The organism is Candidatus Leptofilum sp., from assembly GCF_965223525.1.
Lineage (GTDB): Bacteria > Chloroflexota > Anaerolineae > Promineifilales > Promineifilaceae > Leptofilum.
The window spans coordinates 2,521,146-2,546,013 of record NZ_CBDCWX010000005.1 but is presented as its reverse complement, the minus strand read 5'-3'; the positions used below and the strand labels follow the sequence as shown (position 1 = coordinate 2,546,013).

The window sequence follows — 24,868 nt, the reverse complement described above, 5'->3', positions numbered from 1 at the left end:
AGGCTAGAGCCAATGTGGGTCTAGCCTTTTTTATTTTCCGCCATGTCTATTCAATTTATACTTGCTTCTCAATCTCCCCGCAGAAGAGAACTTTTGCAACTACTGGGCTTGCCGTTTGGCATTATGGTAGCAAATGCAGATGAAGACAGCATCACGCATCCTGATCCAGCAACAAATGTGATACAAACGGCTCGATTAAAATCCAGCACCATTGCCAAACAGCACAACTCATTTCCAGCAGATACGCTCATCTTGGCAGCAGATACAACAGTGGCGTATCAGGGCGAAATGTTAAACAAACCTGCAGATGAAACGGCCGCTTACCGAATGCTCACCCACCTCAGAAACACCCAACATGAGGTACACACAGGCTTTGTTTTGCTGGAACCCAACACAGGGCGAGAATGGCAGGGGGTGAGTACGGCCGTTGTAACCATGCGGCCGTACACTGACGAAGAAATTCAGGCGTATATCGCTACAGGGGATCCATTTGATAAAGCAGGGGGATATGCCATTCAGCATCCAGAGTTTCAGCCAGTGGCTCGGCTTGATGGCTGCTACTGCAACGTCATGGGGCTACCAATTTGCGAACTCATCGTTGCTTTACAGCAATTCCTGGATATTGACCTAGCACAGTTCGATCAGTTGGATTTAACGGCCGTTTCTCAAGCACATCACCATTATCCCTGCCCTATTTTGCAAACCTTGTTGTCTTGATGAACTCTCTACGCTTAGGGATGGCTTGCGGGATGACGGCCGGTCCCTGCGCTATGCTCCGCTGACCTAAGGAAACTTATACACTTCGTCCTCAGTTACTCACCTACTGCTCCCTGAAACCAGCGACGAACCAGCTCAATTTGGAAGCGCAGGCCGTTGCCGTGTGGCTCGATGAGTTCGCGCTGTTGGAGTTGGGTGAGGGTTTGGCTGAGAACGGCCGTTTCCACCCCCATGATCCTCTTTAGCTCACTACGCGAAACCACTTCGCTGTCCCCCGCTTTGGCTAGCAGATTCAGCACCTGCCCCCCCACTTCATCCGTCTGGTTTCGCATGTCGGCGAAGAAAAAGCTGCCGTGGATGAGCGCTTCGGGCACGGCCGTTTCCACATCATTCACCGTCGCCAAGCGACGCTGTGCCGGAGGCTGCTCATTTTTGAGGGCGACAATCTCGGCACACAAAAGCTGCACCAAAAACGGATGTCCCTCCGTTAAGTCCAGCACCCGCTGGCTGGCAGCAGGTTCATAGCGCAGCGCAAAGCCCTGGACAGGCACTTCCACCAACTGCCGCGCCTCATCGGGGTGCAAAAAACCGATGTGAATCACCTGCACATTGATCAAGTAGCTAGACCAGCGAGAAAATTCCGACAGCGTGTGTGAGCCGGAGAGCAGCACCTTGAATTTAGGGCGATGCTGAATGAGATGGCGCAGCATCCCCAGCACAATCTCTTCATCAAACCGATTCAAGGCCAGCACCCGCTCCAGCGCCTCAAACTCGTCCAGCATCAGCAGAGCCAGATTGCCTGCCAACGCCAGTTCAACCGCATCCAACCATTCATCAAAGCGAGTGAACGGATCGTCGTAAAGCTGCTCGCGGCTGAGCGGCGGCAATACGATGCCCCGCTGCCGCTTGGCTGACCTCACCATGCTCCGCGCCACGTTGTACAAAAAGCCTGCTTCGTCCTGCGCCCGCGAGGCCGGGCCTTGCAAATCTACAAAAAGCGGAACGATGGTGCTGGGCAACAGCCGCCCCAAATTATTTAGCAGCGATGTTTTGCCCACGCGCCGCTGGCCGTAAAGCAGCAGCGGCGGCTGACGGCGATCTAGCAAAAGCTGCTCAATCCGGCTGCTCACGTCCTGCCGCCCGATAAAGATGGCTTGCTTCTCCGTTAGCGGCACGCCGATGATGTACGGGCTGTCAATCTCCTGGCGCAGTTCTGCTTCTTCGGCTAAAAGCGCCCCTTTTTCGCCTACAATTTGCCGCCACTTGGCCGCAATGGGGCGAAAGCGAGCCGCGTAGGGCTCATTGCTGCGCGTTAACTCGCGCAGGAGGCCATCCAGCCGATCCTCGACGGCGTGCAGGGCTAGCCGCTGATTATAAGCACTCTCTTGCTGCAGGGCGGCGGCCACATCGGTACTGATGCGGCTGAAGCTACGCAGCAATGCACTGGCGGGGCCGACCAGATCCCCTGCAGCCAACCCAGGATGCACCTCGGCGATTTGCGCGGCCGTTTCACACCGTTCCAACTGCTGGGCATCCAGCTCAATTTGGGCCGACTGGGCTGCCCAGCGCTGCCGGGTGTTGCTGAGATAAGCCATGGCAGTGCGCCCCTCGGCCAGGCTTGTTTGGATGGTCAGCAGCAGGTGGGCATCTAAATTTATGAGCGGCAGTCGCTGGAATTCATCCCAAAAGGCGGAGTGCCAACGCAGCAACGGCCGTTTCTCTGGTTGGTCGGCGCGGCGTAAATCTAGCTGGTACAAAATCCGGTTCCAGATGAGCAAAAAGGGGTAGAGCAGCACGGGACGCCACCAGGCCAAAGTCAGCCCCAACAATATCCCGGCCAGACCAAAGGACAAAAATGGGCCGTAAGCCGCCCCGTCGGTGGCAAACAGAAACAAGCCTGCGCCGCTACCCAGCGCACCAGCCAAGCCCCCTGCCCAGGTTCCGGCGCTCTTCTCCGCCAGCACGTAGGGCAAGGCAAACAAAGCCGCCACAAAAGCAATAAACGCCAGTGCCTGTACCAACCCTCCCACCGCCGATGCAGTTGGGACGCCACCTGCCAGCCAGACGGCCGTACCCACCAAAATCCCAGCCACTGCCCCCCGCCGCCAGCTTTGGCTACGCCAGCCTACCGCCAGGCCAAACGGCAACGCAGTTAGCAAGGCCGTGGCCCAGTTGCCCTCAAGCAATCGCGCCAAAAAACCGGCCGCCAAGCCGATGAGAATGCCCACCATCATGCCGCTCACCTGCCGCAAAATAGAGACGGAGGGAACGGCCGCTTCGGCACCGCTCAGTGTAGGGGTATCTTGTGTCATCTCATCCCGCGTCACACCGACGCCTACACCATAGGCTAGTCCGCCAGCCAGGCCACTCGTCGCCCCAATCAGGCTGCTAACGGCAATTTCCAGGGAGATAGGTGCGCCATTCAGGATTAAATCCCCGGCAGAGCGCAGCAGCAGTGCGCCTCCCAATCCCAAAGCAAAGCCAGTGGCCATGCCCACCGTCACGCCGATGGCGACACTGCCAGCAATGCTGGCGGCCAATCCCACAATGAGCCCTACGGCGATGCCCAACATCACGCCCAGCAGCAACGCCGTTGTGGGCAAGTTGAGCAGCCAAAGAACCAACCCCAGCAGTAAACCCACCAGCAGCGGCCAGGCAAAAAAGGTCATGAGGAGGAAGCGGAGAACGGCCGTATTAGTCCACTGCCGTTGCTGTAAATCGGCCAAACTAAAGTAAGGGGAGAGCGTGCTGTCCATGCGCTTGAGGTGGTTGCGCCAGGCCGAGGGGTGGAAAAAGAGCCAAAACAGCAGCCGCACGCTGCCAATGAGCAAGTTGCCGGTCAGCGTGGGGGCGTCTGTGTAGCGTTCGCGTAGAGTGTCACTCATTCGGTAATCGGTTATCAGTTATCGGTTTACCGTTTACGGCTCACCGAATACTGATCACTGGTTCTTGGTCATGCGGCGCAGCGGCTCAAGCTGGCGCAGGGCTTCTTCACGCCAGTCGTCGCCTTTTTCGCCTTCGCTCAAGCTCAAGAGCCGCTCACGGCACAAAATTTGTAGCGGCATGGGCCAACGGCCGCTTTCTGCCAAAATCCAATCCACATCCCGCGCCGCAAATTTGATGGGTGACGTGGCAATGAGGTTTCTTGCACCTTCTTCTGAAAGTGGGCCGAGGACGGCCGTATAGCCAAAAATGTTGAAAAAGGGCGAGCCCATGCCCTGGTGCTGGGCCAACACGTCCGGCGGCTGGGCGCTGGATAGCACAAAACCGAGGTTGCCATCTACCTGATTGGTCGCCAGCGAACGCAAACTCTCCCAAAACGCATCGTCCAGCTCTGGGTAGCGGGTTAAGGCTACGCCAATCTCATCGAACAAAATAACGGTTGGCTGGTTTAGGTGTTCGCTTACCACATCTAAAAATGTTTCCAGATGGCATGGCTCTGGCACGTCCAGCGCCATTTTTGCCAGCAAGGTTCGCAGCAATGCCTCCTGCTTGCCCAGCCGCGCATCCTGAAAATCAATAAAAATCCAGCGGTAATTTTGCGCCTGCGGCAGCCAGTTTGCCTGCCGCAAATAGTGCAGCAGCGAAGTTTTACCGCTGCGTCGTGGCCCGATGATGGCAGCGTTTTGCAACGGCCGTTGCCGCAGCAGCATCCCCAGCCGCTTCAGTTCACGCTCTCGGCCAAAGAACTGGTTAGGTTTGGTGATGGGCGGGCCAGCGATGAAGGGCGACTGGGTGACGGCGTTCTGCAAACGCTGGTGACCAGGTGACAAGGTGACATTATCCGGGCGTGTCACCTTGTCATCTTGCCCAAAGCGACCTGTGATCGCAGTCACTTGGTCATAATTTCCTGATCGAATTTGCTCGTGGAGAACGGCCGTTTCCTCTGAAACCGCCACCCGCAACTCTGCCTGCAAAACTTGTTGACACTGCTCAAACTGCTGCAAGGCGGCCGTGCGCTGGCCGTCGCTGGCTAACAGCACCATCAACAAGCGGTGGCTGGCTTCACGCGTAGGCTCTAACGTAAGCAACCGTCGGGCAACGGCGATGCCCTGACTGTAAGCAGCGTCTGCTAGCAGTTGGCTAGCCCAGGCATGGTGCGCCACAATGGCCTGGTTGTGGAAGAAGCTCCGCTGTTCCTGCAGCCAGTTGTCAAAATCGGGTGCCTGGCGAATGTAAAACTCCTGCAAAAACTCGCCTCGGTAAAGCTGAACGGCCGTTTGCCAATCATGCGCTTTCCGCTCCCCCATGCCTAGATGCTGCTGGAAAACGGCCGTGTCCACCCAAACGGCCGCCTCAGGATGCAGCCCCACCGTTTGATGGCTGATTTGCAGGTAGGGTTCCACAAATTTACGCAGCTTCAGCAGCACCCCCCGCAGGTTGCGCCGTGCGTCAGATTCCGGTAATTCCCCCCACAACAGGTTGGCTAGGGCGTGGCGGGAATGCGTGCGGCCGTTCACCACCAGGTAACAAAGCAACGCCCGCGCCTTGCCAGAATCTAGCCCGATCAACGGTTCATCGGCGATTGAGATTTGCAGCGGCCCCAACAGAGCCAACTTTAGTACCTTTGTCATGAGATTGGTTATCTGTACCAGCAAAGATCAACGCTCGATCAACGCTTGAACGACAGGTCTCTGATAATCTAACATGAGGATATTCATAAATTGCAATTAATCTATTTTTGTAAAAGCCAAAATAACTTTGTCTTAAAAAGACTTCACATGTGGCTTTTACTTGAGCAAACCACAGAGAAATCCACTGTTTAAAATAGTTTCTGTGGTTTGCACGAAACCAGTATACCGGAAACAGGATATAGATGAAATCTGTCCGGCATATACCTAAAGAGTATTCCCATGACCAACTTCAAACAACGGTTCAACGACTCGCCCGGGCAAGCCCTGGTTGAATTCGCCCTCATCATTTCGGTCCTGCTCATGATGATCTTCTTGATTATTGAAAGTGCCAGAATTTTGTGGGCCTGGAACACTGTACAAAACGCCGCCCGTGAAGGCGTACGTTACGCCATAACCGGGCAAGAAGAAGCCCCTACCTGTGCTGTTGATTTTGGCTTACCAAAATTTGTTTCTGGCGACCGTGATGTGTGTACCGACCTACGCCTGGCCTCAGTTATCGCCAAAACACATGCCCATCTGGCTGGCCTTCCCTTAAATGAAGAGTCCACCGTGTTTGAGGACAACGAATATTACAACATTGAGGTCTGGGGGGTTGATCAAAACGGCCAGCTACAATATGACAATGCGGGGCAGCCAAACAGCCCGGTGGTGGTACGTGTCACTTACCGAGTCCCCATCATCACGCCATTTTTCACGCCAATCCTGCCATCCATCCCCGTGGTGGGGCAAGAAACGCTGAATAACGAAACGTTTGGGCAGCTTGGCGGCAGCGGTAACGAAGGCGCTGCTCTGCCTCCAGACTTGCCGCCCGTGCCCACGCCCGGCGTCACACCCTCTCCTACCCCCTCCCCCACACCGTCAGACACGCCCACGCCAGGCCCCACCGAGACGCCGACCTACACGCCTACCCCACCGCGCTGCGATTTGGAGTTTGAGGGTTCGGCCGTTGCTGGCAATGATTTTGTCTTTGTTACAGGTGATGTTGGCATTACGGTAGAAATTTACAACCTCTCAAATAATTCAGAATTTTTGGGCAGCGTCGTCTTGGGTGGCCCCTTTGACGGCCACGCCTGCGATGGATTTGGCACGGTGACACTCAGCCCAGCTTTGGCTGCTGCCAACATTGGCGACATATTGCTAGCTGTAGAGCAAACGGTAGCTGACAACAACGACACTACGATTGTTGTGGGCGTACCGCCAACGGCAACCCCATCTCCCACCCTAACACCAATTCCCACGAGCACGCCCACCAACACGCCGCTGCCTACAGCAACCAATACCCCTAGCGGTGCCTACATTTTTATTTCGCCCGATTGCGGCCCTGGCCCAGATATTTTATTCAATGTGCAAGGCTTCAATTGGCCCACAAACGAGTCCGTTACCTTGTCGTGGGAAGGTACTCCCCAAATTGTGCTCCAAGCAAATACTCACACCGGCAACTTTACGTACACCTGGACATTTGATGGCTTAACGGACGGCACCTACACAGTAGATGCCGAATCTGGCAGTGGAGCCACCTCATCTGCCACATTTTCTATTCCTTGTGCGGGGCAACCCACCTCCACACCGGCCCCAACAGCCACTCTATCACCAGCGGATTTGGTGGCAATTAGCCCACCAACACTTATCAGCACCCCTCCCATTGTGGCTTACCAGCCCGTGGAGTTTTCGGTTGTTATTACCAACACGGGTGATCTGGATGTAGAGAATCAGTTTTTTGTGGATATTTATTTGGATCCCACAACGATTTTAACCGACAGGATTCCGATTGCGGAGAGTGATGGGTATGCGGCCGTTAGTGGGTTGGCGGGTGGTGCTAGCCAAACAATCAATATTCTTTCGCAATCGGGATTCACTAATGATCCAACCAATCATCAAGTTTATGGCATGGTGGATTCTGTTCTACAAACAGATGAATTAAGTGAGACAAACAATGTCACAAACCCGCTAACGGTTAATAATGTAACACCCGCAGCCACACCAACACCGACACCCGAGCTTTCTGGTGATAATGAGATCAGTGGCGTTGTCCAGGTGTTGACGACTGAATTATTGACCCAGTTCAGGGCCTTTGTGATCTTGATTGATCCAGGCGCCGCAGGTAATGGCATTGTTGCAACCACTCAAAGCGACTCGGAAGGTTTCTATATCTTCTCGAATATTCCACCAGCGATAAGTCCTTCGGGTTATACGGTTACGGCTTGTGTTGTCATAGACAATGCACCGTTTTTCGGCTTACGCACTGGCATCAATCCGCCAAATAATCTTGCTAATGTTTTTATGATTCCTGGGCCATGCTCTTAATTTTCAGTAAGGAGAATTATGAAACGCTTCCGTTACATACCCTTTGTTCTACTGATTATACTGACTGCCATTATCGGTACGGCCGTTGCCGAAACCAATGAACCTGAAGCAGTGGATTCTTTGTCAAACTGGGATAATGCAAAAAGGTTGACAAATTCAACAAATGCCCCAAATGGTGCTCAGCGCCCAATCTTTGCTGTGGCGCCCAACAACACAATTATTGTCGCTTACATGCTGCAACGCTCAGATAATGAACTAGATGCTGATCCATATTATCGAAAATCCCCTGATGGGGGAGACACGTGGACGGCCCCTGCTAGCATTCATACTAGCGCGGATTTTTCCAGGCAGGTCCATGTTGCATTTGACAACAATAATGATGCCCATGCCGTATGGACAGAAGATGATAATCAATTATGGTACGGAAATGAAGATGACTGGCCGAGCAACGGATCCGCTCAGCTTTTTTCTACAGCAGATATTCTAATTGAATCACCCAAAATAGCCGTTGATGCAAATGGGGTGATTCATATCGTTTGGTCTCAGGTTGATTTCACTGGACAGGATCTTTACTATTCCAGATCTACAACTGGTGGTGATAGTTGGTCAACGCCTGAAAACGTAAGCAACAGCGATGCGTCTTCGGAATCTCCATCGTTGGCAATAGATTCAAATAATCGTGCTCATGTTGTGTGGGAAGAACAAGTAGTGGGGTCTGAATATAGAATCAGTTACTCCTTGCGATCCGGAGGCAGTTGGTCGACACCACGAGGTATTTCGAAAATTGTGCCTGGGATTACTAGTGCCAGAGAACCTGACATTGCAATTAGAGGCAGCCGTGTTTTAGTTGTTTTTGAGGATCGGGTATCGCTAGGTCAACAATTTCTTTATTCTCTAGAATGCAATATGCCATGTACAGCAAATCCTCTGACAAGTGGCAAGTGGCATTACCGTACAGCGACCGTTCAAGCTTTTGGGGCAAAAGATTCTGATCCAACCTTTTTAGGGCCTAAAATATCATCTGTCGGGCGATGCAGAGTCATTGTTTTTAGTGGTATTACAGGGAATACTACGACAAATAATGAAAAAGTAAGGGTTGCTAATTCATGTACTGGCTTTTCATCAAATCCAGTAATTGAGGCGATTGAGGATAGCCTGGGCGACACAGATCGCGCAATTAAACCATCTATTGCTGTGGCAAATAATTGGACTGTTTATGTTGGTTATGAGCTCAAAAGTTCAGATAGAAGCGATATATTTTATGTAAAAAATCAACCGGGTGTCTATTTACCAGTGGTGATAAAAGATTAAGAAGATGAATCGTTTAGAGTGGATTTTGGGCATTATTTTGGTAGTTTTGCTGGTCGTGGTGGCGGTGCTGTCGTTAACGTTTTGGTTCCGTAATGACCGCACGGCCGTTCCCGCACCATCTTTCAACTCTGCCACCACCATCGCGCAACGCGCCGATGATATTGCTCCCACGCCAGAGTATGACGGCCGTTCCGCTATCATTGCCTATGCCGCTGCCCAGGAAACTGCTTTGGCGTGGCAGCCAGATGCCCAAATTCTTACCGCCCAGGCCACCTGGCCTCAAGGCGCAACCGCTCAACAGTTGCGCGAAGGCGAAACCAGTTGGGGCTTCACCTTCTACTCACCGTCGGCACAAAAAATTGCCGTCTTTTCGGTGGTGGAAGACAACGTGGCTCTGGTCTCAGAAGGCGATCACCAGCAAACGGAGCCGCTGCTTTCTGCCAGCGGCTGGAACCTGGACAGTGACGAAGCGATCAAAGCATTTTTAGCAGGTGGCGGTAACCGATTCCTAAATGAAGGCGGGGTGGCTACCTTGACAATGGCTTTAATGGCGAGTGATATAGAGGAAAACGGCCGTCTCGAATGGCAAATCTCCCTCTTTTCACTCCAAACCGGGCAAGCCTTCACCATGCGGCTTGATGCCACCTCCGGTGAAATCTTGTCTACAAACCCAGAGACGTAACGACGTAATCATAATTTTTACTGTAAAGTAGAGGCAACCATGAAACGCATCATACAACAAAACAAATCTCATTCACAGCGTGGCCAAAGTTTGGTCGAAGTCGCCCTTTTCTTCCCCATCTTCATCATCCTGCTGGCTGGGTTGGTGGAAGTTTCCCAACTGCTTGTTACCCAAAACAGGGTCAGCAGTGCTGCCCGCGCCAGCACCCGCTTTGCCTCCAACGGCGGCCAAGATGAAGGGATGATCACCGTCCTTATGAACAACGTGACTCAAACGCTAGAAACAGACGACACCGTTTGGGACGTTTGGGTCATCCGCGCCACGGTAAACGATGCGGGAGATGATTTTGTAGGCGCTGGCGGTGAATGGACATTTACCCACATTTACGGTATTTCAGACACTGTGCGGGCACCAGAGGTCAATGAAATAGCCATTCGGAACCGCGTTATAGATGAACTTCAGCGGGATGAATTTGATAGTCCATCCAACAGCATAGCCGCTGGGCTGCAAATTGTCGGTACCTACGCCATTCATGATGTGGATTCCATTTTGGGGCTGGATGCCATGTCGCAATTGGCAGGATTTTCCTCACTGGAAGCCCTCAACATTATGCGTATTACCGCCAATAGCCAGAACGTTACCAACGGCTGTGCAGCTTTCCCCATTGCCGTCCATGAAGGGTCTCGTTCGGTTTCAGCTCCTGGCACAGGCTCCAATCCATATCCCAACGCTGGCGATTTTACCTATCCCAACAATCCGCCTGCCTATGAAACGTTTACCAGCCATGACGACGACGTTCCCTTGTTAAGCGCCCAGGAAGGCGATGTGTTCCGTGTACAAAATGGGTTTGGCCAGGGTAATTTTGGCTGGCTTGTTTGGAACACTGGCGTTTCTGCAAACGCAAATACACTCGAAAATAGTTTGGCATGGCCAGGCGATAGTACAAATTACAATCCATGCAGTGGGCCAGGCTGCCCTGGCGGGGCAGGGATACCAGGCTCAGGCTTTGATTCTAACGTCCCTGGATATATTGAACCAGGTGATCCAACAGATCAATCACTCCACATAGACGATTGGGTCGCAGCCAGCACAGGGTCTATTAATTCCAGTTTTGTACAAGATGCTGTTGAAGAGCATGTGACATTAGACCGTACGTTACGACTTCTTGTATGGGACGATTCTGATGGTACAGGGGCAAACGGTCGTTATCACATCTCTGGTTTTGCTATTTTCCGCCTCCTCGGTTATAGCTTGGATCAAAGCGGTGGAGGCTCCTGGATATTAGCAGAGTTTATACGATGGGATGAATCTTGCGGCCAAATTAACTAACTCATGTGACCCAATATAGACGTAGACTTCAAAAGTCTTATAAGCAACTTCGCTAATATCAAAGGTTGTCGAGACTTTTGAAGTCTTGCCTAATTTAGCTAGGTAAAGCAGGAATAAAAACCTATGAACCGTATCAAACAGTTTATCCACCAAAAACAAGCAGCCCCCCCTCGTGAAAAAGGGCAAAGCATCGTTCTTATTGCCCTGATGATGGTCGCCATCATCGCTTTTGTGGGGATTGCCATTGACGTTGGCTTCATCTTTGCCCGAGGCTCCCAACTTCAGGCCGCCATTGACTCTGCAGCCCTAGCAGGCGTCACGGAACTGTCTGGCTGGACGCCCGGCAACACCACGTTAGAAAATAATGCGCGCACCAAGTCGGCACAATTCCTGAACGCCAACAACATGCCCGTCTCCGTTACCAACTCATTGAACATTACCGGCAATTTACAGGTTTCGACCACGCCATTGGGTGCTACCCAATATGCAGTGACGGCCACCTGGCCTGTTGAAACCTATTTTCTCAAAGTTATTGGCTTCCGTGAACCAATTGACCTCACCCGCTCGGCTACGGCCGCTATCTTCGCGTTAGCCGATATTTACGTAAGCCGCCGCGTAGAGGATGGCGTTCTTAGCACCTCCAACCAGGGCGTCTTTGGGCCAGATTCCTGCGTACACATGGGTGATCCCTATTCCCCGTTCAGCAGCCCCTTTGAACCCGGCCCCTACACTTACACCTATCGCATTTACATCCCGCCTGACTACAGCCATGACATTGTGCGCGTTGAGCTTTTTGATCCCGACTCCATCAACACCGACCAAAACACACTTACCATTCTTAGATCCAATCTCGCCATCACCGAAGGTCAAGGTGCTACAGATTCAAAAAGCTGCACGGGTGGCAGTGCAGACCGTTTCCAGCCCTGCCTATTGGAAACAGATGAACTGGATTTGGTAAGTGCAGATATTGAGCTAGACCAGATCAACCCATACTGGTTTGTCCGCATTGACGAAAATCGGCGGCCACCTACCAGTCCGGGCGGCAACTGCGGCGCACCGGATTCTTATACACCCAGCATGAACACAGAGACACTATATAGCCTTTACTACTTTGCCCAAAACGCCAGCGGCACCATTTCTCGAGTGCCTCTTGTTTCTTACATTGGCCAAACAGGGGATGGTGTGCGTGATAGTGGCGATCATTTAACAGATATGCGCTGGGTTTCACCTGGTGCCACCAATCCTTTTTCCCCTGTTGATTCGCCAGGGGTTGCTGTACCTGCCATTACTCAAACCGCTGACAGTTTTGAAATTGACCTAACTGCAGACGTACCTGGTATTGTGACAGACCCTAGCGATGGCACACGCTTTATTTTCCTGGATGTGCGAACCATTAGCGGCTCTTCAGAAAATGGGTTTGAGATTTGGGCTGGCCCTCCAACTTATACAGATGGAGATTCCAGCGTACCAGATGTGCCTAGCGAAGTGAACGCCCGCAACCTGGCCGCCCTTAACTTTCCAGGCTCTCATTCTTCAGAAGGTGTCACAGTTTACGGCTTAGGCAATTTGCCTATGAATTCCAACTTTGGTTGCCCTAGTGGCGATCCGAACTGCGGAGCGTCACCTATAGATATTCCTCTTATTTATGTGGGTCCAGATATGATTGGCCAAACAATTCAAATTCGCATGTGGGATTCTGACTCTGGTGCAAGCCCGCCCGTTGTTTTCTTCTTTGACTCCATTGCCTTTACGCCAGATGACAGCGATCCTCTTGGATATGATCCAGATGCAACTGATTGGGCAATGGCCTTTGCCGTTGATGGACAGGATGATCCGGACGGTGTCGCTGAAAATGCACGTTGTGATCCTGGCAGTTGCGACAGCCAGTGGGTTGATCCCGCCTACAATATTACCGTTCCTGGTGATCTTTCTAACTGCGACTACAACAGCCCCACGATGGAGGATTGCACACCGTTTACAGGCGGCCGTCTCACGGTTCGGTATCGCGGCGGCTTCTCAGATACATACGGTTGGGAAATTACGCTTGAAGGGTTACCTTATCTTGTGAAATAAAAACAAATGTCGTAGCTGTTCAGGTGACAGTCACCTTGAGCAGCGAGGTTTGCTACAATGAGACCGTTATTAGGTGACTGTCACCTCAGGCATCAAACGCTTACCAAATGTCTTAGAGACTTTGCCGTTTTAATTTGTTACGATTTGTATTGGAATTGTTGCTCAAGAGGCATCCTATGAATAACTATAAACACTGCAACCAAAACAGAGCCAAAGAAGCTGGTCAAGGCTTCACCGAATATGCCATTATTCTTATTTTGGTAGGTATTGCTGTTGTATTAGTCGTGAGCCTGATGCAGCCTGCCATTGGGGATGTCTTTTCACGCTTTGTGGCCCAGGCACCTGTAGCCCCGCCTTCGTTGTTGAACTACACGCCGCCACCCTCAGCAACAAACACGCCTACAGTTGACCCACTGGCCTCAGATACCCCTGTGCCGTCCAATACGCCAATTCCTTCAAACACGCCTGTCCCTTCAGATACGCCTGTACCCAGCAATACCCCTATCCCTTCAGACACGCCCGTACCAAGCAACACGCCTTCACCGACGCCATGCGGTCCTTACGGCCCGTTTACGGTTTCCACTAGCAGTACGGTACGCATTCAGGCTGAAGATTTCCGCTGCGGCGGTGACGGCGCAGCCTTTAGCGACAGCAGTGACGGTGGTCCAGGCAGTGGTGCCTACCGAGCCGATGTTGGTGGTGAAGGGCCAGACCTGGAAAATACGTCTGATGCTGGCGGCGGGTACAATGTGGGCTGGACGCGCGATGGTGAATGGATTGAGTATGAGATTGAATCCCCTGTAAACGATTCGTTCGATTTTACGATTCGTCACGCACTTCCTAGCGGCAGCTCTCAGATTTCAATCAGGACAACGTCCGTTGATTTTGGCTTTCAAGACAGTACGCCAACGCTAAATCTACCCGCGACGGGAGACTGGCAAACCTGGCAAAACTTCACAACCCAGATCACGCTTTATGCGGGCATTAATATTGTGCGGCTCAATATTTTGGATAATTCTGGCAATTTTAACTATTTTGATTTTGCTCCATTTGTGCCTACGGCTACCCCAACGCCAATAACGCCTACGGCTACGCCTGTGCCTACAAATACGCCTGTGCCTACCGACACACCGGTACCAGTTACAATTACGCTTTACAGCAATGCTGGCCACGATGGTGATATCCGCGAACTAGACAGCTCCAATACGGGCGATTCGGGTCAGGTAGATAATAGCGGCAGCAATATTTTGGTCGGGGACAACAATGACGGAAACAATGAGCAATTCATTGGAATTGTTAGCTTTGACACTTCTGCAATTCCAGCCAACGCGACTATTGTGAGCGTGGAACTGCGTTTGCAACAGCGGAATAATCTCAATGGCAATCCATTTGGTGATACTGGCCTGGGTACGCTTTACGCGGATATTGGGCCGCTGAATGGCTTTAGCGGTAGCTATGCCTTAGAAGCAAGTGATTTTGAAGCACCCGCCGCAGCTACGAATGTGATTACGCTCAGTGAAACCAGTGGCAATAATCAATGGTCGGTTGGTACACTAGGCTCTGGTAATTTTAGCCAGATTAACCGAAACGGTTTTACGCAGTTCAAGATTCATTTTGAATTCCCAGACGATGGGGATGGAAGCCGTGACAGATTCAGCTTTGATAGTTCTGATGCGGGTCAACCGCCAGCACCAGAATTAGTTATTACTTACACAGTGCCGTAAACAGTAAAGCGGTGTTGGGGAAATAATCTCCAACACCGCTTTTTTTGTTCGTACTTAGCTTCCGTTTTACTTTTTCCCCAAAAATTGGTTCAACATGACGCTGACTGTTTGAATTGCTTCATGGCGGGCTTCGTAGCGACGGCCGTTTACACTCAGCGTCACATGCACCAAACGAGCCAACCGCAGGGCATCCAGGTGGTGAATCACCGTGGGGGGGCGCAGCCGCAGACGACGCGCCAATTCCGCCGGGGTGAGTGGCTCCTCAGACAAATAGCGCAAAATGCGGAGCCGGGTTGGGTCTGCCAACGCCTTGAGCATTTGGTAAAGTAACTCAGGCACCACGTCGCCTGGCACCAGCGAGACGCCATCGGGACGGCCACCAAACAAGAATAGCCATCGCTTGTGATCACGAGAAAATGAGGTAAACATGGAGAGCGGTGTGGTCCAAAAAGAAGGAATCATAACCAGTTCTTCCATTTGGGCAGTCTGATCAAACTCAAAGCGAAGCCCCTGAGAAAGTTCATTCAACAGGTCGGGCAGCGGCGACTTTTTGGCTAATGCTTTGGCTTCGGTTATGCGGTCTTCTAGGGGTTTTTGGATGCGCGCCTCTTCTTCCTGGTAGAAGACATCGTAATACCGATTGAGCGCATCGAGCAATTTTTGGCTGTAAACGGCCGTATCCGCCCAAACTGTCAGCTTATCCTCTAGCTCCTCATCGGGGAGCTTTTTACTTTTGCCCGTCTCTTCCTTATACATTTGGGCATAAAGTGTGCGAAGGCTCTCTACGTCCTCTGGCTGCCAACCTCCCTCATCGGCTACCCGGAAAAGGATGTTACGAATACCGTCTGGCATGTAGCAAGCTGCCAACTCCTTCATTCTTTGGGCAGCGGGGATATCGGCCAGCTTTTGCAGAATGGAAGCACTATCTTTGGGGCCATCTTGATTTACCAACCAGGGAATGGCCCAGAAATGATGTCTTTCAACGGCATTTTGCAAAAGTTCGCGCGTTTCCACAGGTAGACGGGACCGCACACCAGCGGCCCAAGAGCCACGTAGACCATACCGTGCCGGGTTGTGTATGACTTCCAGGCTTATGAACAGATCATACGCTGTGCCGACTTCCCAACTTAGCTGTGGTGCAGTTCCCATCTAAAACAATTTCCTGCCTGTGTCCTTGAATTGCAATAGTTATAAACCAGAACGGCCGTATCCTCAACATTATGATGGCTGTTCTTGTGTTTGCTGCACAATCGGCTCATGATCTGGCAATAAATCCTCTGCATTACGGACAACAGGGAACAGATAGCCGCCCAGCCCCACCGCCACACCAATGGTTCCCGTCACCACAAACATCAAAGCCATGCCTGCCCCAGTGCCTGTGCCCACAAGCCAACCGAAAATAGGAGCCAACGCGCCGTCTGGGTGCATAGCCGGTTCAAATACGTTGTCTGCTAGCGGCCCAGCAACGGCCGTTGCCAGCGGCGCGGTAATCTGGGCAATCAACCGGCGCACGGCAAACACCCGCCCCTGTACATCCGGAGCCACTTTTGCCTGCCAGATTGCCTGGTTCGAGCCATTCAAAATGGGAATGAGAAATTGGCCCATGAATGAGGCTGCGGCCCAAACAAAGACAGTTTGCCCCACGCCCATCAAGGCTTGGCTAAAAATGCTGACGCCAACCATGCCCAACAGCACGCCGTTCACCTTGCGGCGCGGCCCACCCCAAGCACTTAACAGCAAGCCGCCAATGACGCCGCCCACAGCCCCCACCGACTGCACGCTTGCTAAAGCAATCTCATCATTGCCCGTGCGTGCCAAAATCATGGGTATCATGACGGCAAAGCCAAACATCGCCAAAAAATTGATGCAAAAGAAAACCATTTGCAGTCCCAACAAGCTGGGTCGGGCAAAGATATAGCGAAAGCCATAGGCCGACTCTTGCAGCAAGCTGCCTTGCCCCGTGCGACCTGCAGCCGTTGCCTCCGGTTGCGGGATGTAGACAATGGCCAGGGCAGCAATGGCAAACAAAAATGTGATCACGTCAATGCCCATGATGCCCACCAACCCTAGCGGTCCAAGCAATGCCCCAGCAAAAGCAGGCGCCAAAATGCCGGAAGCCGAGCCTGCCAAAGACAACATGCCCGCCGCACGGCCGTAATGCTCTTTGGGTAGCATCATCGTCACCGCGGCCGAATAGGCCGGAAACTGGAACGCATTGGCTGCCCCCGCCAGCAGGTTAGCCACGTAAATGTGCCAAATTTGCAAATTCTCACCTGCCAGTAGCAAAAGCAAGAAAATAGTAGCCACCCCCGCTAGCAAATCGCTCACAATCATGATTGTTTTGCGGTTGCTGCGATCCACAATGGCCCCAGCAATGGGGCTAAACAGCACGCTGGGCGCCATAAAAAAGAAAATGGCCCAGGTCAGTGCCGTAGCCTCCCCCGTTTGCTGGAAAATCCAGAAAGATACGGCAAAGTTGGTCATGCCTGTGCCCAGCATAGACACGACCTGACCCAGCCAAACAATTACAAATCCACGCATGCCCGAAGGCTGTTTTGAAGGTTGTGCTGAAAAGTTCGTCATAAGATCAATAATAGGTGTCTATTCAGACATGCGATTTCTTGAAGAAATCGCAACAAAAAAGAGAACGTGAGAACCAGTGGCTCAAAAGAGGAAGTTAAGCCAAATCTGATTCCCACGTTCCTTGAGAAGAAGGGACCTATACCTAACTAAATAAAAGCTAATTACATCTCCCAGGTAGCATCGCCAAAAAAGTCACCGTGATCTTTGGCCAAGAATGCTTCTACATCAGCCCGCCGGTCGCCGAGGCGAAAGTGCGGGCCGTGTCCAGGGTAGCAAAAGGTGTCATCGGGCCAGGGCAGCACCACATTGCGAAGCGTCACCAGCGTCGTTTGGAAGCCATCGCTCGACCAGGTGCGGCCGGGACCGCCATCAAAAATGGTGTCACCTACAATCACCCGATGATCATCTGCCAACACAAAGCAAATTTGGTCGCCAATGTGGCCGGGCGCGTAAACCACGCGTAAGGTCTGTTCACCCACTTGCACCACGTCACCATCCCGCAGCCAGCGATCTGCCTGGATGTCCTGGCCGCCGGGTTCATGAGGGCCGTCGTTGCCCATGACCGGCACGCCCAGCCGTTGGCGCATGGCTGGCAAGGCACCAATGTGGTCTGGGTGAGTGTGCGTCAGCAAAATGGCAACGGGCTGGCTTTCGCCCAACATGCTCTGCAAGATTTCTGGATCATCGCCAGGATCAATGAGAACGCTCTGCCTGGTGCTGGGGCAAATGAGGGCGTAGGTGTTCATTTCCCAGGGCCCCACCTGGCGCGTTTCTAACTGTAGTTTTGCCATGCTGGTCTCCATCCTCCTCCCTAGCCCTCCCCTAAAAGGGGAGGGGACGGCTGGGGAGAGGGTAAAACTGTTAATTTTTTATGGAATGGTGATTATCCATTCAATGATCCATTTGTCTTGTTTTTCGGCGGATTCGGCCGTTTTCGGGTTCGTTTCTTTTTCTGGCATAATCAACTCCTTTCGCTTTAGGCAGGGGCCAACTGCTCGCGGGCAGTTTTTAGCAGCGCACCAATCTCAGCAATGTGACCGCGCGTGTGGTTTGGCAACCCATTCAGAAAGGTGTTGCCGCTGGCTTGGTACGATGCCTTACGTGCCACAAACGCTTCAGGCAAGTTAGTCAACAGTGCCACCGTTTCAGCTTCTGTTCGCTTCCACAAATCAACCATATCGGCCAGCGTAGGGTAAACGGCCGTTACCGATTGCAACCACGCCGCAGGATTATTGGGGAAACCATCGAGCGTGCCATCTGTAACCTGGGTGGCCAACTGCATCTGCACGCCCCGCTCTGTGGTGATGAGATGTGCTAAAAGCTCTTTGGCATTCCAGCTATCCTCGTCGGGGCGATAATCCGCCTCGGCCTCAGTTGATCCGGCTACCGCTTCATCCAGTTGGGCCTCCAGATCGGCATAAGCAGCGGCTACCGCCTCCGCCAGTTCGTCTGCCGTGGCGGGGACGTTTGGTACGGGGCGTGTGCCTAAGGTCATCATCGTTTGTTCGCGTTCACCGTCGCGGTAATAACTGATTTTGACGCCATCGCCGGGGCGATACGGCCGTATTGCCGCCTGCAGGGTGGGGAAATCCTTCGTTTCGCTGCCGCCCATGTCTACGATGATGTCTTCTGCCTGCAAGCCCGCGGCTGCGGCTCCGGTGTCGTCCATCGTACCGTTAATGCGGATGCCGCCCGCCGCATCAATGCCTAAATCCTCTGCTTGCTCTGCCGTTACAATCCCAGCAATGAGAATACCCAAAAATGCCTGATCGTACAGTCGTTTATCCAGGCCAGTTTCCAGCACAGATTTCAGATTTGCCAAGCCAGCGTTCCAGCCATCGGTAAGGGCTTGGCGCATTTCGGCCGCATCATCGCCTGCGGGCACATCAGAATGTGTTAGTTGGAGTTGGGTGCCATCGTCGGTGGGTTGTAGGGTGAATGTAACTTTGGTTACGGCCGTTTCCTGCTGCCCTTGCCAAGAGTAAACAACTTTTTCATCTGGAACCAGCTCTAAAAATTCGCCAGCGGCCCAGTACCCTTGCTGCCACCACAGGTAAATGCGCCCACCCACCCGCGTTGATACCTGCGAATTGGTTGCCAGCCATTGCCGCATAGCGCCACCATTGGTTACTGCATAGTAAACGGCCGTTGGCGACGCAGCCATCTCCAATTCAAACGTTAATTCAGTGGTTTCACTCATTTCATAACCTCCACAAGGCTTATGTGTAAAAGCGGGAAAGTTTTTGAAAATAAGAAGAGCCATTTCTCCCGCTTTTACTTGAGCAAACCACAGAGAAATCGCGCTTCGGTTTTCAAAATGCTTTCTGTGGTTTGCGTAAAAAACTATTGAACAAATTTCTCGTTGGTGATTGCCGGGTTGGGCCAATGGCGTACAATCCATTGGCTTAAAGGGTATTAGATGATCATCTAATACTCAAATAGTAAGCCGTTACCGCAAATTTGTCAACAAATTCGTTAAACCTCCATAGCAAACATGACTCATGGACGTAAGCAAAACCGACAATTTACCAACAATCATAACAACCGCTTGGATTCCATCAATCCGGCGTTTACAATGCAAAGTGAACCGTCTTCGTTTTTCCAAATCAGTAGGTCAAATGGGAGGAATATATGAATCCTAGAAATCCCTTTATTGTTGCCGCAACTATTTTCTTTGTTGGCTTCTCGCTGGTTGCAGCGTATGTAGCCTTCCAGGTCTTAGGGCTTACCGTCATGTTGTTCATCTTAATACTCTTTGCCCTGGGTATTTTGCTTGCTTACCAATCCCGCCTGGAGTTGATTGATGAGATGGAAGTTGGCGTTGTTTTTAACCGGTTCAACAACAGCTTCTGCCGCTTCGTCATTAGCCCGGAGCCAAATCCAGACCACGATTGCCGAGATTATCGTTTTCCCCGCTGGATTCCGTTTGGGCTTGTAGGGCTCATGTTCGATGATCCATATCACGCCCGGCTGCGTTGGCACGAAGAGCTAACGGGCAGAATTCCCAAGAAATCACAGTCCACTAGCGGCAAGCTAGAAAACATTCGCACGTCAGACGGCATCGCCGTTTCGATTCCCTGGAAGGTGTCTTACACGGTGGATGTATCACTTATTCCGCCCTTTTTGCGACACAAGATGGCGCGGGTCTTGCCAGATTTTTCAGACAAGGTGGTGACAGGCCGCGCCGAGCGGGTGCTAAAACATTTGATTGAAACCCAGACTATCGAATCATTGTACCAGGCTAACGCCCTGCAAACATTAGAAGTACAGGTTAGCCAAAATCTTTACCGCCAATTGAGCAACCCTAATTTGGGGTTTAAGAATATTCCGCCAAAAGATGTGGTTTTGGGGCCGATTGAAATGCCCAGAGATGTGGAAAAAGCGCTTGAAACAGCCCACCAGCGCATGATCCACACAAAGATGGTTTCTGAGGCTATGGAGCGGCTACACCTGGCAATTGATAATTTTAATGATGCAGATATGAAGCGACTGGAACAGCTAGAGAAGCTACGGATTTTGGACGGTAAGGATGTGGAATCCCTCCACCTGGCTAAAGTATTTGTTGGCAAGCAAGATTAGGTGGAAAACGGCCGTTTCCCACCAAAATAGAGATTAGAGTTAGAGATTGGAGATTTTTACTCTCTAATCTCCTCGTTCATTCAGCAAAGCTGACGATGGCTACCAGTGGATCATGATCTGAGACACGGCGGGGGGAGCTATCTTCTGGGTCGCCAATTGGATAGTCAGCGTTGGTGTGCAAGACTTCAACGAGCGTCAACTGCTCAAACAGTTCGCTGGAAACGAGGATATGATCCAACGTCTGAGTGCGCCCTTCAAAAATGTAGGTATACGGCCGTTCCGCCTCAGGCAAAAAGCGATACACATGCTGCAAGCCAGCCGCCTCTAATGTGTCTAGCGGCAGCGTCTGATGGAACGAATTCAAATCGCCAAGCACCACAAAGTGAGCCTCAGGGTTTTCAGCAGACAGTTCAGCAACAACTTCTGCATTCCACGCCGCCTGGGCCGTACGCACTGGCTCTGTGGCTTCCTCGCCCGCAGAGAGCGAGAGGAAATGATTGTTAAGCAAAATCACCGTCTCGTCGCCACTTTGTAGATGTGCCGTGACGGTGATGACCAGCGGCGGGCGGGCAAATAGGTCGTTGGGTGCATCGAAGGCGGCAAAAGATTGTACGGTCGCGCGGTCGCTGCGTACCAAGTAAGCCACATCAATCCCCCGCGAATCGTTCCCTTCCACCAAAAATGGCTCGTAGCCAAATTCGGCCAATGCGTCTTCTTCAACCAAATCTTGCAACACGCCCAGGTTTTCTACCTCCTGCAAGCCAATGATGGTGGGTGCGCCCATTGCCACAATGGTTTGGGCAATTTTCTCTAACTTGGCGCGATACTCAAAAACGGTGGGCAGCGGCGGGCTAGACGGGTGCGGCGAGAGCAAATCGAACAGATTCTCCACGTTGAAGGTGGCAATGCTGAGTTCATTTTCGGTGGCGGTGCGAATGGTGGGCAACGGCCGTTCCGCCACTTCCACATCAGGCAACACAATCGGGGCAATCTTGTAGTTGCCAAAGGTGTAGGCTAGTGGCCCCACCAAATTGGCAACCCTATCGCCACTGGCGACGGCATAGGGCAAGCTAGATTGGTCACCGTGGGCAACGGTAGAGCCGTCATCTACAAACATCAAAAAGCCACTCTCGTCGGTGCGTGCCACAGAGGTAACCCCCCATTTTTCATACACCAGGGCAAATTCGCCAAAGCGCGTGGTGGGGCCTACCACCAACGCGGGTTCCACTAAGCCCACCAACACGCCTTCCAATGCCTCGTTGTAAGCCAGGGCTTCAAGCAGGTTCTGCGGCGGGTCGTAAGGCACAGGCTCAAATACGTTGGTGTAGCCTGAGCTGCCAAGCTCAATGCCAGCCAGCGATTCCACCTGGAGTGCAGTTTGGCCAGAGATTTCACGCACGCGGCCGTTTATCTCCAGCAAATCCCCAACCTGCACGGTGATGGGCAGCACCCCTGTAAAGACAAAGAGGCCATCTGAGGTAGCGGGGTTGTCATCTGGCTCCAAATCTTGAATGAAGAAGCCGTTGAGTTCGGGGAAAACGGCCGTTACCACCCCACTTGTCGTCGCTTCAATACCAACGTATGGCGAACGATGTCCATCTCCCTGAATCGCCCAAATCGGCACAGCATCCCCAATAAACGTCGTGAAATTATTAGAAAGCACTGACTCTGGCTGTCCGTTTGCCGTTAGTTGGGCTGGGGTGGCCAGCAGCGGCTCGGTTTGCTCATCTGGCACGGTGAAGAAATATTGCAAAACGGCCGTGCCCCCATTGGCAGCTAACTCATCCACCTCCCAATTCACTATACCATTGGCCAAGATGCCATTCTGGTCTGGCTGAACCTGCAACGCATTCGCTTCACCTCCCGGCACTTCCAGTCCAATGTGCAGGTTTGTCAACGGTTCGGCCGTGTAGTTGGAGGCGGTAATTGTGTAAGTCAGCACCTCGCCAGAGTATGCTGTGTTGCTCGTTTGCATCTCCAGCAGCACAATAGGCGGCACAATCTCTTCAATGTCGCTTTGCACGCGGGGCTTTACCTGCCGCACACCCTGATAAAATTCCGTAACGCCCACAATGCGGTAATCCTGACCCACTTCTACCAGTTCAGCCGTCACGCCCGTATCTTTTTCAATAAGAATTGTGGTCGTTTCTCCACTCCCCTGATCAATTTGAATTTGGAAATCGAACGAACCTTCTTCAACGGCCAGCGCAGTGCCTTCAATGACCACAAGCTCACCTAAAATGGCGTCATCATTGTTCACATCCAGCACCGTCACGGGTAGCGGTTCCGGCTGTTCGGCCGTGCCCAGCATCTCTACATCCCCCGGCACGTCCACCGGAATCAATTCCAGCGAATCCCGAAATGGTTCAATCAGACCCGTCACGCGCACCTGGTCGCCGATGTCTACAGAGACCTGACCTTGCCCGCCGGGCACATACACCTGGATGCCCCCGGTCTCATCTTGAAGGTAAAATTTGTTGCCGGTGCTGCCAGCGAAAAAGCCACCGGTGTACATGGTGGCAATGCCTTCTACGCTTACCACGCTGCCCACCAGTTCACGAGCGGTGGCAATCGGGATGGCCCCACCTGCTATGCTAATGAGCCGGGGCTGACCAAACGCTGCCAAATAGCCGTCGGCATCTGCAAAGTAGCCGGTGAGTATGGTGTCTGTGTAGGTGAAGGGGCTTTTTAGGCTAATTTCGGCCGTTTGGCTGCCGTTGGCCGCAAGTTCTGGCATGATCCAGGTAAGACGGCCGTTCTCCAATTCAGCACTATCCGGGGCAACCAACAACTCAAAATGGCTGGCCACGGGGAGCGAGATGGTGATGTTGGAAACGGCCTTATCGCTAACATTCCCTACCTCAACCGCCAAAACAAACTCGCTACCCGGCGGAATTGCCTCTGGTGCAAAAACATCAATTGTCAAAAATTCATCGGGCTGCGGCGAAATGGGGCTACCGCTGTTTTGCGGACTAGGTGTACTCAAGGCCACAAAATCGGCACCGTTGCTGCCGCTGTTTTGGCCATTGCCTGCTGCACCGCCGGGCAAACGCTCCAGGCTGGCTCCGGCATCGGGGGCAGCAACAGGCTCGCCAGCGGTGAACTCAGTCGGAGCATCCCCCCAGCCCAGCAAATCCACCTGTTGCTGCGTTTTGTTACGCAGCAACAGGCCACCCCGTCGCTCAAAAAGAGATTGGGTGAAAGAGCCATCGGGGGCAGCACCCACATCCTGCCCTTCGCGCACCAGCAGCATGTGGCCTAGCGGGGGGATGAATGTGGGTTCCGTCCAACGATAGACCAATGCCTGCTCCTGGCCATCCCCCAGCAGATAAAAAATTGACCAGCCCATCAAATCCACCGGTTCTGAGCCAGCGTTGTACAGCTCAATGAACTCTTGGCTGTTGCTGCCAGGCACGCCGGGCAGCAGTTCACTAAATAAGACGCCTTCTGATTGGCTAACCGGATCATCTACTGCTGGGGTGGCAGGGGGATTGGGGCTGGAAACGGCCGTTGCTGTTGCCGGAACAGGCGTGGCGGTTGGGGTTTCTTCAGATTCACAGGCCCCTAAAAACAAGCCTGAAATAAACAAAAAACTTAGCAGAACGATCTGTTTTGAATGAAGCATTGTGACGTTTTTCCTTGAAAATGGTCTCAATATTGCATGTGCGGCAAATTATAACACGGACAAGAAAGGATAGAGGTAAGTTCAAGCAATTGCTCACGCGTTCACAAAATGTTTACAGCACGTTAGTCTGACCTTAACCAGTTCACTTCGAATTCACGAACATGGCTGTTGCCCACAAAAAGCCGCGTGATATAATGCGAGACGAGTTAGGAAAAGTTTAGTCGGGAACGCTTAATTAATCACAAGAATGTAGACTTCTTGCAGAAAAGCTAATCGCAATACCCAATATGACGATGTCCAATCTTCA

At 52.3% G+C, this 24,868-nt stretch carries 15 protein-coding genes; 8 read left to right on the top strand and 7 right to left on the bottom strand.

Annotated features, from left to right (window positions below):
* The first annotated feature begins 42 nt into the window (after positions 1 to 42).
* Positions 43 to 717, top strand: coding sequence for a Maf family protein (locus ACOQPM_RS16605; RefSeq protein ID WP_420630392.1), 675 nt, complete (start codon positions 43 to 45; stop codon positions 715 to 717).
* Between the two features lie 95 nt (positions 718 to 812).
* On the opposite strand, the gene ACOQPM_RS16600 is transcribed toward ACOQPM_RS16605, so the two are convergent.
* The gene (locus ACOQPM_RS16600) at positions 813 to 3,602 is read right to left on the bottom strand and encodes an AAA family ATPase (protein WP_420630391.1); all 2,790 of its coding nucleotides are present in this window, start codon (positions 3,600 to 3,602) and stop codon (positions 813 to 815) included.
* A 54-nt stretch (positions 3,603 to 3,656) separates the two neighbouring features.
* Positions 3,657 to 5,291 (bottom strand): BTAD domain-containing putative transcriptional regulator, encoded by a 1,635-nt coding sequence (locus tag ACOQPM_RS16595; protein WP_420630390.1) that lies wholly within the window; start codon positions 5,289 to 5,291, stop codon positions 3,657 to 3,659.
* A 279-nt stretch (positions 5,292 to 5,570) separates the two neighbouring features.
* Between ACOQPM_RS16595 and ACOQPM_RS16590 the strand changes: the two genes are divergently transcribed.
* The 6 genes from ACOQPM_RS16590 (at position 5,571) to ACOQPM_RS16565 (ending at position 14,774) form a co-directional block, all read left to right on the top strand.
* Positions 5,571 to 7,655, top strand: a complete 2,085-nt coding sequence (locus tag ACOQPM_RS16590; protein ID WP_420630389.1) for a TadE/TadG family type IV pilus assembly protein — start codon at positions 5,571 to 5,573, stop codon at positions 7,653 to 7,655.
* 18 nt (positions 7,656 to 7,673) lie between these two features.
* Positions 7,674 to 8,966 (top strand): hypothetical protein, encoded by a 1,293-nt coding sequence (locus ACOQPM_RS16585; protein ID WP_420630388.1) that lies wholly within the window; start codon positions 7,674 to 7,676, stop codon positions 8,964 to 8,966.
* A 4-nt stretch (positions 8,967 to 8,970) separates the two neighbouring features.
* Positions 8,971 to 9,648: a hypothetical protein gene (locus tag ACOQPM_RS16580; RefSeq protein WP_420630387.1), complete on the top strand. Its 678-nt coding sequence runs from the start codon at positions 8,971 to 8,973 to the stop codon at positions 9,646 to 9,648.
* Positions 9,649 to 9,687: 39 nt separating this feature from the next.
* Entirely contained in the window at positions 9,688 to 10,977 is a 1,290-nt protein-coding gene (locus tag ACOQPM_RS16575; protein ID WP_420630386.1) for a TadE/TadG family type IV pilus assembly protein, read from the top strand.
* A 123-nt stretch (positions 10,978 to 11,100) separates the two neighbouring features.
* Entirely contained in the window at positions 11,101 to 13,050 is a 1,950-nt protein-coding gene (locus ACOQPM_RS16570) for a pilus assembly protein TadG-related protein (RefSeq protein WP_420630385.1), read from the top strand.
* A gap of 176 nt (positions 13,051 to 13,226) precedes the next feature.
* Positions 13,227 to 14,774, top strand: a complete 1,548-nt coding sequence (locus ACOQPM_RS16565) for a carbohydrate-binding protein (RefSeq protein ID WP_420630384.1) — start codon at positions 13,227 to 13,229, stop codon at positions 14,772 to 14,774.
* 66 nt (positions 14,775 to 14,840) lie between these two features.
* Here the strand turns inward: ACOQPM_RS16565 and ACOQPM_RS16560 are convergent, their stop codons facing one another.
* From ACOQPM_RS16560 to ACOQPM_RS16545, 4 genes are all read right to left on the bottom strand, one after another.
* Positions 14,841 to 15,923: an ArsR/SmtB family transcription factor gene (locus ACOQPM_RS16560; protein ID WP_420630383.1), complete on the bottom strand. Its 1,083-nt coding sequence runs from the start codon at positions 15,921 to 15,923 to the stop codon at positions 14,841 to 14,843.
* A gap of 69 nt (positions 15,924 to 15,992) precedes the next feature.
* Positions 15,993 to 17,315: an MFS transporter gene (locus tag ACOQPM_RS16555; protein ID WP_420630382.1), complete on the bottom strand. Its 1,323-nt coding sequence runs from the start codon at positions 17,313 to 17,315 to the stop codon at positions 15,993 to 15,995.
* 203 nt (positions 17,316 to 17,518) lie between these two features.
* The gene (locus ACOQPM_RS16550; RefSeq protein ID WP_420630381.1) at positions 17,519 to 18,148 is read right to left on the bottom strand and encodes an MBL fold metallo-hydrolase; all 630 of its coding nucleotides are present in this window, start codon (positions 18,146 to 18,148) and stop codon (positions 17,519 to 17,521) included.
* Between the two features lie 185 nt (positions 18,149 to 18,333).
* Positions 18,334 to 19,557: an SRPBCC domain-containing protein gene (locus ACOQPM_RS16545; protein ID WP_420630380.1), complete on the bottom strand. Its 1,224-nt coding sequence runs from the start codon at positions 19,555 to 19,557 to the stop codon at positions 18,334 to 18,336.
* 431 nt (positions 19,558 to 19,988) lie between these two features.
* On the opposite strand from ACOQPM_RS16545, the gene ACOQPM_RS16540 reads away from it, so the two are divergent.
* Positions 19,989 to 20,936 carry an SPFH domain-containing protein gene (locus tag ACOQPM_RS16540; RefSeq protein WP_420630378.1) on the top strand — a complete coding sequence of 316 codons (948 nt, stop codon included), beginning with the start codon at positions 19,989 to 19,991 and terminating at the stop codon, positions 20,934 to 20,936.
* 76 nt (positions 20,937 to 21,012) lie between these two features.
* Here ACOQPM_RS16540 and ACOQPM_RS16535 read toward each other — a convergent pair whose 3' ends face one another.
* Positions 21,013 to 24,561 carry an endonuclease/exonuclease/phosphatase family protein gene (locus tag ACOQPM_RS16535; RefSeq protein ID WP_420630377.1) on the bottom strand — a complete coding sequence of 1,183 codons (3,549 nt, stop codon included), beginning with the start codon at positions 24,559 to 24,561 and terminating at the stop codon, positions 21,013 to 21,015.
* Between the last annotated feature and the right edge of the window lie 307 nt (positions 24,562 to 24,868).